Genomic DNA, 15392 nt, shown 5'->3' with positions numbered 1-15392 from the left:
CATTCGTGACACAAGCGACAGAAATCCAAGATATTTATCCTTTATCATATATGCAGGAAGGCATGCTGTTTCATTCGCTTTTAGACTCCGGATCAAACGCATATGTCGAGCAGATTTCATTTACGGTCAGCGGAGATTTATGCGTTGATACATTTCAAAAAAGCCTTGATATGCTTGTCAGCCGCTATGATATTTTCAGAACAATTTTCATAAAAGAAGTACCTGACCTTGAAGGGCCGCAGCAGGTAGTCCTTTCGCGCCGTGACACTGCCGTACGGACTGAAGACATTTCAGATTATTCGGAAGAACAGCAGCAAAGCATCATTGACGAATTCAAGGAAAACGACCGGCATAAGGGGTTTGATCTGCAAAAAGGCCCCTTAATGCGCCTTGCTCTTTTTCATACGGGAAAAAACCGCCACACATGCGTTTGGACTCACCATCACATTATGATGGACGGCTGGAGCCTGGGCATTGTGCTGAAAGATTTTTTCAGCATGTATTATTCGATCCGGAACGGGCGGCCTGTAAACCTCGGCAGTCCGAATCCTTACAGCACTTATATCAAATGGCTCCGGGGCCGGAATAAAGAAGAAACGTCAGCGTTCTGGTCCGGCTATTTGAAAGATTACGGAGAAACCGTTTCTGTTCCGCAAACGAAGAATAAGCCGGCGCAAAACGGTTATACATCTGAGCATTTTCAATTTTCCCTTGAGCCTGAAATCGCACAAAAACTGACAGACATCGCCCGGGGCATCGGGGTCACGCTGAATACTATATTTACGGGCATTTGGGGCCTGCTTCTCCATCGTTACAACGGGACTGAAGATGCGGTCTTCGGTTCGGTTGTTTCCGGCAGGCCGTCAGCTATCAGCGGCATTGAATCCATGGCCGGGCTGTTTATCAATACCGTTCCGGTGAGGGTGCGCGCAGCAGAGGATATGACTTTTACATCGCTTGTTAAAGCAGTGCAAAAAGATTCACTCGCAGCGGAAGAGCATAGCTATTATCCGCTTTATGACATTCAAAACGAGAGCGGTCTGCAAAAAGATCTCTTGAACCATATCCTTGTCTTTGAAAATTATCCGGTTCAGATGCAGGCTGCGGTAAACGGCTGGCAGCAGACTGAAAGCCATGCGCTCTCTCTTGAAAACTTTTCGATGGCGGAAGAAACGAACTATGATCTCAACGTCGTCATCGTTCCGGGGGAAGAGTTTTATGTGAAATTCAGCTACAATGCTGACATTTATGATCGGGAGGACATGAAACGGATCAAAGGGCATATTCTTGAGGTCATCTCCTGTGTAACGGAGGATCCGGACAGGCTCTTATCAAGCATCAGTGTCGTGCCGCCGGAGGAAGAGACCTTGATTCATTCGTTTAACGACACAAACCGTCCGTATCCTGAGACAACCGTTCACGGGCTTTTTGAAGAACAGGCTGCCAAAACGCCCGACCAGGAAGCGTTGAGATATAACGGGATAAGCTGGAGCTATAAGAAATTAAATCAGCGGGCGAATCAGATTGCGCATGTGTTAAGGGAAAAAGGCGCCCGTCCCGATCAGATTACCGCTGTTATGCTGCGCCGATCGATGAATACGGTCGCCGCTCTGCTCGGAATTTGGAAATCGGGCAGCGCTTATATGCCGATTGATGCGGAATATCCGCCTGAACGGATCTCATTTTTGCTGAGAGACAGTGAAGCTTCACTGCTCGTGACTGAAAAAGACCTGCTCCCCCTCATTCCGCCGCATTTTAAGGGTAGCGTCGTCATCTTGGAGGAAACGGTTTCCCGGCAGACCGGGCCGCTTTCGCCGGTGTCCGGCAGCGGAAATTGGGCGTATGTCATTTACACCTCGGGAACGACAGGCCGTCCGAAAGGCGTGCTTGTACAACACAAAGCGATCAGCAATACATTGCAATGGCGGCGTGAAGAATACGGCATGTCAGAAGGCGACATAGCGCTTCATCTTTTTTCATACGTATTTGACGGCTCTTTGACAAGTCTTTTCACTCCGCTGCTGTCCGGCGCTTGTGTACTGTTGACTGATGAAGATGATGCAAAAGACGTTCTTTCAATAAAACAGAAAATCGCCCGCCACGGGGTAAGCCATCTTCTGATCGTTCCGTCTCTGTATCGCGTCCTGCTTGATTCTCTGACAAAAAAAGATGCGCAGACGCTTCGGGCGATAACATTTGCCGGGGAAGCGGCAACCCCTGATATCGTGGAAGCGAGCCGGAATGTATGCCCGAATGCCGAGCTGCTGAATGAATACGGCCCGACGGAGGACAGTGTGGCAGCGACGATCCTGCGCAATCTGCAAAAAAGCAGCCGGATTACGATCGGACGCCCGATCTCCAATACATCCGTCTATATCATGCACGGTGTCCAGCTGCAGCCGGTCGGAGCCGTCGGTGAACTGTGTATTTCAGGAAAAGGTCTTGCACACGGATATTTTCAGAAAAAAGAGCTGACGGACAAAGCCTTTGCCCCTCATCCGTTTCGTGAAGGTGAACGGCTGTACAGAACGGGGGATGCAGCCCGGTTTTTACCGGACGGAACGATTGAATATATGGGGCGTTTTGATGATCAGGTGAAAGTCAGAGGCTACAGAATCGAATTAGGAGAAATCGAAACGGCACTCAGAAGTCTGTCCGGGGTAAAAGAGGCGGCAGTTACCGTGCGCAAAACGGCGGACGGAGATCAGGAGCTTGCAGCTTATGTCGTACTGCAAAACGCAGGTGTGACATTTGATCCGCACGCTGAATTGGCGGGGACATTACCTGCTTATATGATACCGGGAAGCTTTACCAAACTGACAGAAATGCCGCTGTCTGCGAGCGGAAAACTTGATAGAGCCGCACTTCCTGAACCGGAAGAAGCTGAGAGAACCGGTGATTATCAAGCGCCCCGCACGATGCTTGAGACTGAGATGCTGTCTATTTGGCAAGATGTGCTGAAACGGGACCGCATCAGTATGAGAGATGATTTCTTCCAAATCGGCGGACAGTCGCTGAAAGCCGCATCACTTGTTTCAAATATACATAAACGGCTGCAAATTGAACTTGCCGTCCGCCATGTCTTTGAACATCCGACCATTGAGAGCATGGCCCGCTTCCTTGAACAGAAGAAAAGAGGAGAATATGCGGAAATCACGCCTGCAAAGACGAAGGACTTGTACCCGTTATCTTTTGCTCAAAAAAGGCTCTATGCCCTTCACCAGCTTGCGGCGGACAGCACAGGCTATCATATGCCCGCTTGTCTGGAACTGAGCGGCAGGCTCAATCGGAACCGTCTGCAAGAAGCCTTTTCAGCGCTGCTGCAAAGGCATGAAGCGTTACGCACATCATTTGTGTTACGAAACGGGGAGCCGATGCAGCACATACATTCACATGTGGATCTCGAACTCACAGATCTTCACATGCCGTCCGAGTCACTTCTTCACGAGACGATGGAAACTTTCGTTAAGCCGTTTGACGTGGAAAAAGCGCCTCTTTTGAGGGTGACTTTAGCCAAAGTCAATGAAGACCGCCATTTTCTGCTGCTTGATATGCATCATCTTATCGCAGACGGTGTGTCAATGAGCGTTCTGATTCAGGAATTGACGGATTTGTACAGAGGGAAGGAATTGCGGCCGTTAAAACTGCAGTACAAAGATTTTTCCGTCTGGCAGCATGACCGGTCTGCCGCTGAAGAGTTCAAAAAACATGAGCGGTATTGGCTGGATGCGCTCGGGGAAAACATTCCCGTTCTTGATCTGCCGCTGGATAAAAAGCGCCCTCAGCTTCCTGATTTCAGCGGATCCGCGGTTCGAACGCGTCTTCAAAAGGAAGCGGCGGAGAATTTGCGCCGGCTCATGGATGAGACGGGTTCCACGCTGTATATGATTCTTTTGGCCGGCTATTCCCTGTTCCTGTCTAAATTGAGCGGACAGGAAGATGTTGTCGTCGGTTCACCTGCGGCAGGCAGAAGCCGCGCGGAGCTTGAAGGGGTTATCGGCATGTTTGTTAACACCGTGGCCATGAGAAGCAGGCCGGAAAGTGATAAGACATTCCGCGCTTATTTAGAAGAGGTGAAAATGCTCGCCCTCGGCGCAGCCGAACATCAGGAATTCCCATTTGAAGAAATCGCCCAAAAGCTTGATACACACCGGGAAGTTAATCGCAATCCGCTGTTTGATGCCATGCTCGTTCTGCAAAACAGTGATGATTTCAAAGTGAATCTTCCGGGCTTAAACGTTTCTGCACATGCAGTGAAGCATGACATTTCAAAATTCGACTTGACGCTACATGCTGAGGAACGGTCGGATGGCGCCCTGGATTTTCATTTTGAATACAGTACCGCATTGTTTGAAAAAGAAACGATCGAACGGTGGGCCGGTCATTTTAAAGAGCTTTTAGGACAAATCGCGTCGGATTACGATCGGAAGCTGTCTGACATTCATTTGCTGGACACAAACGAGCGGCAGATGCTTTTGAAAGCTGATAATCAAACGGCTGAGTATCCGCGGCATGAAACGATCGTCAGTTTATTTGAAAAACAGGCGGAAAAAACGCCGGATCAAATCGCAGCCGTCATGGCCGATGAGCGTCTCACCTACCACGAGCTCAATGAGAAGGCGGCTCAAATCGCCGATATGCTCTCAGAAAACGGGCTCCGCTCCGGACAGATTGTCGGGATGATGACTGAACGATCTCCGGATATGCTGGTTGGGATTCTCGGTATTTTAAAAGCGGGAGGGGCGTATCTGCCGATTGATCCTGAATATCCGGACGAGCGGATTTCATTTATGCTGACTGACAGCGGAGCGCGTGTTCTGTTGACGCAATCGGGTCTCGGGATTTCCGGAATGGACGGTCTGCCGGTTTTATACATTGATAAGCCTGAATCTGTCTCAGCAGACAGTCCGAAAGAAACGATAACACCTGAACAGCCGGCTTACGTGATTTACACATCGGGCACAACAGGGAAACCGAAAGGCGTTATGACGGAACACCGTAATGTCATCAGCCTTATCACACATAAAGGGCTGCCGTTTGATTTTGGGCCAGCAGACGTCTGGACGCTGTTTCATTCCTATTGCTTTGATTTTTCTGTTTGGGAAATATTCGGTGCGCTTTTATACGGCGGAAAAGTAGTCATCGTGCCGAAAGAAACAGCCCGTGATCCGCATTTGTACCGGCAGCTGCTGCTAAGTGAAGGCGTAACGGTGCTGAACCAAACGCCGACGGCTTTTTCCGGACTCATTCATGAAGAAGCCGGGCATACGGACAAGCTGAAGCTTCGATATGTCATTTTCGGCGGAGAAGCGCTTCAGCCCGGCATGCTGAAAAGCTGGAAAGAGAAGTACCCGGAGACGGAGCTTGTGAACATGTACGGCATTACGGAAACCACGGTTCACGTCACATACAAAAAACTGAATATGGAAGATATCGAGAGAAATAAAAGCAATATCGGCAGACCGCTGGAAACCCTTCATGCTTTTGTCATGGACGCCTATATGAATCCGCAGCCGATCGGAATTCCCGGTGAGCTTTATATCGGCGGAGAAGGCGTCGCGAGGGGATACGTAAATAGAGATGATTTAACTGCCTCCCGTTTCATCACGAATCCGCATGTTTCCGGCATGCGGCTCTACCGGACGGGCGATATCGCCAAAAGGCTCTCAAATGGCGAGCTGGAGTATGTCGGGCGGAAAGATGCGCAAGTAAAAGTCAGAGGCCACAGAATTGAATTGGGAGAAATTAAATCAGCGCTGCAAAAGCTTTCTTTCGTGAAAGAGGCCGCCGTGATCACACGTGCTGATCAGCACGGTCAGCACTCCATCTATGCCTATGCCGTCTTACACGGAAACGAAAAGTTAAAAGAAGCAGAGGTTCAGGCCTCTCTCAGAGCTTTCCTGCCGGAATATATGATTCCCGCCCGCTTGACAGAGCTTAATGAACTGCCTCTGACGGCGAATGGGAAGCTGGATGAGAAGGCGCTCCCGCAGCCTGAATTAAACGAAAATCCCGGAGATGATATCAGCCTGAGGAATGAAACTGAAGAAATGATGGCTGACATTTGGGAGGAACTCTTAGGTGTTGAAGGCCTTGGCCCCAATGCTCATTTCTTCCATCTCGGCGGAGATTCGATTAAAGCGCTGCAAGTATGTGCGAGGCTGAAGCAGCAGGGCTACGAAACGACCGTCCGTGAGCTGTTTGAGCATCAGACACTGGGAGAGGTGTCGATGCGGCTCCGGAAAGTCCGCCGCGTAATTGATCAGGCTCCCGTCACCGGCGAAGTGCCGTTGACGCCGATCCAGCACTGGTTCTTGTCACAATCATTGCCGCATGATCATTTTAATCAGACCGTTATGCTTCGCAGTGCGGACAGAATCAATGAATCTGCCATGAGAAAAGCGCTGGCGCATCTGGCGGTTCATCATGACGCATTACGGATGATATGCGGCACGCAAAATGGATCGGTGATGCAATATAACAGAGCTGAGAACCTTTCTGAAGAAGAACTCTTTACGTTTGAGACGCTTGACGTGAGAGGGACAGGGTCATTACAAGAGGAGCACGCCGCAATTGAACAGGCGGCCGCCCGTATTCAAACTTCTATTCGGCTGGAGACCGGTCCGCTCGTAGCTGTCGGTTTATTTCACGCCGCAGATGGCGATCATCTGCTGCTTTCCATTCATCACCTTGTCATTGACGGAGTGTCATGGCGGATTTTATTTGAAGATCTCACCGCGTGCTACAGGCAGGCGCTTGTTGGAAAAGAAGCCGTTCTTCCGGCGAAAACTGATTCCTATCAGACTTATGCAAAGCAGATTTCTGATTATGCAAAAAGCCGCCGGCTTCTGCAGGAAGCAGCTTACTGGTCTGAAAGAGAAGAAGCGGCGGTCAAACAGCTTCCAAAAGATGCCCGCATCTCTTCCAATCTCCTTAAAGATACAGATGTGATGACCATTACATTGACAAAACAGGAGACCGAGCAGCTGTTAACGGAGGCAAACAGGGCATACACAACGGAGACAGGTGAATTATTGCTTGCGGCGTTAAGCCTTGCGCTGAACAGATGGACCGGAAATGAGACATTCAAAATCAGCATGGAAGGCCACGGAAGGGAAGAGCACCTGGAGCATCTTGATATCAGCAGAACCATCGGCTGGTTTACGTCAATTTATCCGGTATTGGTTGATGCAAGTTTTCAAGATCAGACTGATGACGGGGGGCGACTCGGTTATCACATTAAGCGGACAAAAGACATGATGCGCCGCATTCCGCATAAAGGAGCGGGATACGGGGTGCTGAAATATATAAGCAAATTCTGGGAAGAGGCTGAATCTGATTCTGATTCTCCTGAAATCAGTTTTAACTATTTGGGGCAGTTTGACCGGGAGATCCGTTCCACCGGCTTCGATGTTTCTCCCGTAAAAGCGGGAAATGAAGTCAGCCCAGACTGGGAACGTCCGTACACACTTGATATCAGCGGCTCCGTATCATCGGAATGTCTCAGCTTGAATGTGGTGTATAACCGTTTTCAGTACCAAAAAGAAACGATTGAAGTTTTGACGGGGCATTTTCATACTTTTCTCAAGCAGATCATCGCGCATTGCACAGGCAAAGAGGAGCGTGAATGGAGCGCTGCTGATTTCAGTGATGAAGAGTTAACGCTGGAAGATCTGAGTGACATTATGGGAGCCGTCAACAAACTATAGAAAAGGAGAGGCGCAATGGGGCAGCAACCGGAAATACAAGATATATACCCTTTATCTTTTATGCAGGAGGGCATGCTTTTTCATTCTCTTTTGGATCATGACTCAAGAGCCTACTTCGAACAAGCAGTGTTTACGATCAGCGGACGGCTTGACCGGGAACGATTCCAAAAAAGTATAGATGCTGTTTTTGAACGATACGATATTTTCCGTACGACGTTTATTCATAAGAATGTGGCGAAGCCCCGCCAAGTCGTGTTAAAAAACAGGCCGAGCCGCGTTCAGTTTCATGATATTTCTCATTTGGATGAGAAGGCGCAAGACATGTATGCCGACCGGTTCAGTAAAGAAGACAAAGATAAAGGCTTTGATTTGCAATCAGACCCTCTCATGAGAGTCTCCATTCTGAAAAAAGCGCCCGAACGCTATGTTTGTATTTGGAGCCACCATCATATCGTCATGGACGGCTGGTGCTTCGGAATTGTCATGAAGGAATTTCTGATGATCTATCAATCTCTCGGAGACGGGCGGCTCCCGTCTCTCGAGCCTGTTCAGCCATATGGAAAGTATATTAAATGGCTCATGAAGCAAGATCGTAAAGAAGCCGAGTCATTTTGGAAAACGAGACTTGCCGATCTTGAGCAACCGTCGTCTCTTCCGAAAAAATCCGCGGAACCAAACGGCGAGCTTGAGCAGGCTGTTTTCACTATTTCTGAAGAGCAGACAAATGAGCTGAAGAACATTGCGGCAAGGGCGGGAGCAACGCTGAATACGGTGTTTCAGGCACTGTGGGGCATTTTGCTGCAGCGAGTCAGCCGCTGTGAAGACGCCGTTTTCGGTTCTGTCGTTTCCGGCCGGCCGTCGGATCTGGCGGGCGTAGAAAAAATGGTAGGACTGTTTATCAATACGGTTCCCGTGCGGGTAAAAAGCGGTTCGTTTTCCTTCCTGGAGCTCGTCAGGCATTTACAGCAGGAGACGCTGCAAGCAGAAGCGTACAGCTATTATCCGCTGTATGACATTCAGGCGCAAAGCCCTCTGAAGCAAGCGCTGTTTGACCACATTATCGTGTTTGAAAATGTGCCGGCCCAGCGTGAAATTGAAAATGTGAGTCAGGCCGGTTCATTTGATTTTGCGGTAGAGGATTTCACGATGGAGGAAGTCACAAACTACGGATGCAGCGTAAAGGTGATTCCGGGAAGTTCTCTTTATATCCGCTTAAACTTTGATACCGGTATATACGATCGTGTTTTTATGAAGAAGATTGAAACCTTTTTACGGCATATGATGAAATCAGTCATTTACGACCCTGAAATGAGCGCCTCCGAGATCGCATTGCTGGATGCGTGTGAAGCCAGAAATATGCTGGATGGGTTCAACCGGACAGAAACGGCTGAACCGCCGGCTCCGACGCTTCACGGGCTGTTTACCCGCCGCGCCGCGCTTTCGCCGCATCGTCCGGCGCTTCGTTTCCCAGACGGTATGCTGACGTACGCCGAGCTTGACCGGTACACAGACAGACTCGCTGTTCGGCTCCGCCAAAAAGGCGTCCGCAAAGAAAGCATGGTCGGTGTGCTCGCTGAACGCTCGCCGGAGATGGTGATTTCAGTGCTTGCCGTGTTAAAAGCAGGCGGCGCCTACGTGCCGCTTGATCCCGAATATCCGGAGGACAGGCTGCGCTATATGCTCGACGACAGCGGCGCCTGTCTCCTGCTTCAACAGTCAGGATTATCCGTTCCCGGTTTTTCCGGCGAGACGCTAGAAGTGTCTCTTTCTGCCCTTACAGGTGAGACGGAGACAGGGGCTGTCTCTGAAGAAGCGGATGCCGATTCGCTCGCTTATATCATTTACACGTCCGGTTCGACGGGAACACCGAAGGGGGTGGCTGTTGAACACCGTCAGGCCGCCGCCTTTTTATCCGGGATGCAAGGGCAGTTTCCGTTAACGGAAGAGGATATGATCGTGCTGAAATCATCTTTTTCTTTCGACGCTTCCATCTGGCAATTGTTTTGGTGGACGATGTCAGGCGCCTCCGTGTATCTGCTTCCGGCCGGATGGGAGAAAGATCCCGCGCGGATGATTGAAGCGTTTGCCTCGGAAAAGGTGACGACCGCACATTTTATTCCGGCGATGGTCAACAGCTTTTTAGACGCGCTGGAAACAGAGCCTGAGGAAACAAGAATCCGCCTCGGCAAAACCTTGACACGCGTGTTTGCCGGCGGGGAAGCTCTTTCACCGCTTACGGCTGCCCGGTTTGCCGATCTTCTGCCGGAGACCGTGCTCATTCACGGCTACGGGCCGACAGAAGCAACGGTTGATGCGGCGTTTTACGTCTGTGACCGAAAACGGGACAGCGGACGGACAAGGCTTCCGATCGGAAAACCCGTTCCGGGTGCCCGTCTTTATGTGTTAGACGGCGGGGGAACCGTTCAGCCTGCGGGCGTTGCCGGAGAGCTGTACATCGCGGGGGCAGGGGTGGCCCGGGGCTATTTGAACCGTCCTGAACTGACGGCGGAACGTTTTCTCGATGATCCGTTTTATCCGGGAGAGCGCATGTATCAGACTGGCGATATCGCACGCTGGACAGAAGACGGGCTAGTCGAATGGCTCGGCCGGTCAGACGGACAGGTGAAAGTCCGCGGTTACCGGATTGAACCGGGAGAGATCGAAGCGGCGCTCCGGCGCATTGACGGCATTCGTGAGGCGGCGGTCACCGCCCGGACTGAACACGGCGAAACCGCGCTTTACGCCTATATCGAAGGACGGGGAAGCGATGACGTGCGGGCAGAACTTGCGACACGCCTTCCGGCCTACATGGTGCCGGCTCAGTTTATAGAAATGAGCGAGTGGCCGGTCACACCGAGCGGAAAGCTTGACCGCCGCGCGCTGCCGGCTCCTGACGGAGCGGCAGGAAGACAGGCGTACACCGCACCGCGAAACGTCACGGAAATGAAGCTTTGCGCCCTTTGGGAAGAAGTGCTGAAAAACGGCCCTGTCGGCATCCGGGATCACTTTTTTGAGCGGGGCGGCCATTCGTTAAAAGCGACGGCTCTCGTCTCCCGCATCGCCAAAGAGTTCGGCGTTCAGGTGCCGTTACAGGACATCTTCGCCCGGCCGACGGTGGAAGAGCTCGCTAAGGTCATTCAGGACCTCGAAGAGAGCCCGTATGAAGCGATTCAGCCGGCGAAAACACAGGACACTTATCCGGTGTCTTCAGCGCAGAAACGGATGTATGTGCTCCAGCAGCTTGAAGACGGCGGTGTCGGCTACAATATGCCGGCTGTGCTGGAACTGACGGGCCCGCTTGACCGCGGCCGGCTGGAGGAGACGTTCCGGCAGCTTGTGGAGCGGCACGAGTCGCTCAGAACGTCCTTTGAAACGGGGCATGACGGCGAACCGGTGCAGCGCATCCATGACAGCGTGCCGTTTCAGCTGGATGAAGCCGAGTCAGCTGACGCATTCGTCCGGCCGTTTTGTCTGGAGGAAGCGCCGCTCTTCCGCGCGGCCCTCGTGAAAGAATCGGACGAACGCCATCTTTTATTAACGGATATGCATCACATTATTTCCGATGGTGTGTCCGTCAACACCTTGATTAAAGAATTCGGCGAGCTGTATGCCGGCCGCTCGCTTGCGCCGATGCGTCTTCAATATAAAGACTATGCCGTCTGGCAGAGGGTGTTTCAGCAGAAGGAAGGATATCAGAAGCAGGAAGCCTACTGGCTGAAGCGGCTTGAAGGTGAGCTTCCGGTGCTTGAGCTTCCGGCTGACAAGCCTCGTCCGGCTGTCAGAACCTTTGCGGGCGGGAACGTATCGTGCACGCTTGACGCTGAAACGGCATCCGGCCTTCACCGCATCGCCCGCGATCACGGCTCAACTTTGTATATGGTGCTTCTCGCCGCGTACAATACGCTGCTCGCGCGGTTGAGCGGACAGGAAGACATTATCGTCGGGTCGCCGATTGCCGGGCGCCCGCACAAAGACCTTGAACCGATTCTCGGGATGTTCGTCAATACACTCGCCATCAGAACGGAGCCGAAAGAAGACAAACGGTTTACCGATTACTTGGCGGAAGTCCGCCAGGCTGCACTTGAGGCTTATGAACATCAGGACTATCCGTTTGAAGAGCTTGTGGAACGGCTCGGCGTGCAGCGGGACATGAGCCGCAATCCGCTGTTTGACGTGATGTTTGTGCTCCAGAATATGGAACGTGAATCCTTGGTTTTAAATGAGCTGCATTTGACTCAAGCTGCGGATACCGGCCATAAAACAGCAAAATTTGATGCCACGCTTTATGCGGCAGAAGGGTCTGACGGCACCATCAGCTTTGATTTTGAATTCAATGCAGATATCTATCAAAAACAGACAATCGAAAAATGGCTTTCTTATTTTACCCGTATTCTTACGAAAGTGATTGAAGACCAAACAATACCGCTTGGTGACATTCACGTGCTGGATGATGCTGAAACAAATCGCGTCATTTATCAATTTAATCAGACGAAAAGCGATTATCCCAAACACGAAACCATCAGCCGTTTATTTGAGCGGCAGGCGGAAGAAACCCCTGATGCTCAGGCAGTTGTATATCGCGGGCAAATCTTGACATACAGAGAGCTGAACGAACGGGCTAACAGAATTGCTGCGGCGCTTCGATCAAATGGCGCCGGTCCGGAAAGTGTGGTCGCAATATTAACCGGCCGCACAACAGAGCTTGTTTCCGGCATTCTCGGAATATTAAAAGCGGGGGGCGCCTACTTGCCTATCGCTGACGATGTGCCGCGGGAACGGGCTGAATGGATGCTTAAAGACTGCAAAGCTGATATTCTCCTTCAATCTGATAAAGTTGACGGTCTGCCGCTTTCAGGAAAACGTTTATTCATAGAGGATATTCAAACACAGGCTGGATTGAGTGCAGTTAATCCCGAACCGCTCGGCGGACCCGAATCATTGGCCTACATGATTTATACGTCCGGGTCAACGGGTGCGCCAAAAGGCGTCATGGTTGAACAGCGAAGCGTGATCCGCCTTGTGAAAAATAGCAATTATATTGATTTCACGCCGAAAGACAGACTGTTGTTTACTTCATCATTAGGATTTGACGTCACGACATTTGAGATATTCGGCCCGCTTTTAAACGGCGCTTCTTTATATGTAAGTGACCAGGAAACCTATCTCGATTCTGATGTTTTGGAAACATTTATACAGCAAAACGGTATAACGACACTTTGGCTTACATCGTCTCTGTTTAACCATTTATCTGAACAAAATGAACATGTGTTTTCGGGATTATCACGATTGATTATCGGCGGAGAAGCACTGTCCCCAAGCCATGTCAACCGGGTTCGGGGAGCACTGCCGCATCTTGCAGTATGGAATGGATACGGACCGACGGAAAACACAACGTTCTCGACATGCTTTTTGATTGAACAATCATACGATCATTCGATCCCGATCGGGCGCCCTGTCGGAAATTCAACCGCGTATATCATAAACGGCAGGGGAACACCGCAGCCGATCGGTGTCATCGGCGAATTATGCACGGGCGGGGACGGTGTGGCGAGAGGATATTTCGGACGTCCTGAGCTGACGGAAGAAAAATTTGTCCCTAATCCATTTGTTCCCGGAGAACGAATGTACCGCACCGGAGATTTAGCCCGCTGGCTGCCGGACGGAACGATCGAGTATGCCGGACGGATAGATGATCAAGTGAAAATCCGCGGTTATCGGGTGGAGCTGGGAGAAATCGAAGCCGCTCTGAGGAGCTTGGACGGCGTGAAAGAAGCCGCAGTGTCGGTCAGAACCGGACAGTCCGGCAATAAAGAACTGATCGCATACATGAGCCTGCAGGCGGACATGAACATAGAAACAGTGCGTTCTTTACTTTCTCAGCGCCTGCCGAATTACATGGTTCCGTCCTATATGATGGAGCTTGAGAGGCTGCCGCTTACGCCGAACGGTAAATTGGATCGGAAAAATCTGCCCGAACCGGAGCTCGCGCTTCAAACCGCATACACAGCTCCCCGCAATGAGCTTGAAGAACAGCTTTCCGCGATCTGGCAGGAAGTGCTCGGCGCAAAGCAAGTCGGAGTTGAAGACTCATTTTTTGAATTGGGCGGCGATTCAATCAAAGCGCTGCAAGTTTCCGCACGGCTCGGACGCTATGGGTGGAAAATGGCGGCAAGTGACTTGTTCCGCCATCCGACCATTAAGGAACTCGCGCCTCTTATCCGGAAAGCGGAAAGAGTCATCGATCAGCGGCCGGTTGAAGGAGATATTCCTTGGACCCCCGTTCAGCACTGGTTTTTATCACAGCGGATGGAAAACAGAAATCATTTCAATCAGTCCGTCATGATGTTCAGCTCGGACGCTTTGCGTAAACAGCCGCTCAAAGAAGCTTTGCAGCATCTCGTCATTCATCATGATGCACTCCGGATCACCGTCAGTGCAGAAAACGGAAGTCTCAGACAAATCAATCACGGCATCCAAAAGGATGAACTGTACAGCTTGGATACATGGGATCTGTCTGAAACGGATTCATGGGAAAGAGAAATAGAAACTGAAGTGGCTGAGCTCCAACAGCGGATGGATATTGAAAAAGGGCCGCTATTAAAAGCAGGCTGGTTCAAAACCCGGTCTGGGGATTATTTATTCATTACTATCCATCACTTGGCGGTTGACGGAGTGTCATGGCGTATTTTGCTGGAGGATTTATCAGCCGCTTATACTCAAGCCGTAAAAGGTCAGCCGGTTCAGCTTCCGCCAAAGACTGATTCCTTTAAGCAGTACGCAGAAAGGCTTTCAGAATACGCAAAAAGCAGCAAGCTGATGCGTGAAGAAGACTATTGGCGTTTTACTGAAGAAGAAACCGCCGCCTCACTTCCTTATGAAAAACCGCTCCATCAGACGGGAGCCGACAGCATTCGGCAAACGGTAAGCTTTACACTTTCAGAAGAAGAAACGTCCGTTTTGCTGCAGCAGGTCAACCGGGCCTACCATACCGATACGCAGGATATTCTTCTGACTGCGGCATCCTTGGCTTTACGGGACTGGACAGGAGGCAGACTCCGCATCGCGATGGAAGGGCACGGAAGGGAGCATATCATGCCGGAGCTTGACATCAGCCGCACCGTAGGCTGGTTTACTTCCATGTATCCGGTGCTCATTGACTTGAATACAGCCGGTTCAGAACTTGGGACGGCGGTAAAAACAGTAAAAGACACACTCGGAAGAATACCGGATAAAGGAATAGGCTACGGCATTTTAAAATATATGACACCGCCTGAGCAAAAAACAATTCGGTTCGGACAAGCGCCTGAAATCAGCTTTAACTATTTAGGGCAATTCAATGATACAGAAGATCAGCATACGTTCAGTTTATCCGGTCTTGCGAGCGGGCACGACATTACGCCGACATGGCAGCGGGAACAAGCGGTGGAAATGAGCGCGATGGCTGCACAGCACAAGCTTCACTTCAGTTTGAGCTATCCGCCGAGCCGCTTTCGCAAAGAAACGATGGAACAGCTGCTGCAAACCTTACAACAATATTTGCGTGATATTATGGCGCACTGCACCGGCAAAGAAGAATCAGAAAAAACCGTTAGTGATTTTAGCAGCAAAACGTTAACATCTGATGATTTGGACAGCATAGCGAGTTTTGTCGAGGAACTGTAGAAAAAGGCGACGGGGAGATCA

The 15392-nt window shown here is 50.7% G+C and carries 2 protein-coding genes; both read left to right on the top strand.

Annotated features, from left to right (window positions below; genetic code table 11):
- Positions 1-5: 5 nt before the first annotated feature.
- Positions 6-7709: an amino acid adenylation domain-containing protein gene (locus AADZ70_RS05245; protein ID WP_342007832.1), complete on the top strand. Its 7704-nt coding sequence runs from the start codon at positions 6-8 to the stop codon at positions 7707-7709.
- 15 nt (positions 7710-7724) lie between these two features.
- A complete protein-coding gene (locus AADZ70_RS05240; RefSeq protein WP_342007831.1) occupies positions 7725-15371 on the top strand; it encodes an amino acid adenylation domain-containing protein in 7647 nt (2548 codons plus the stop codon).
- The last annotated feature ends 21 nt before the right edge of the window (positions 15372-15392 follow it).

The sequence above is a fragment of the Bacillus sp. YBsi01 genome, from assembly GCF_038406745.1.
GTDB classification, from domain to species: Bacteria; Bacillota; Bacilli; order Bacillales; family Bacillaceae; genus Bacillus; species Bacillus siamensis.
The sequence above is the reverse complement of the archived record's forward strand: the minus strand, read 5'-3'. Positions and strand labels throughout refer to the sequence as shown.

Coding starts and splice junctions, on each gene's coding strand:
- AADZ70_RS05240 (WP_342007831.1), top strand. CDS start 7,725: ATGGGGCAGCAACCGGAAATACAAGATATATACCCTTTATCTTTTATG.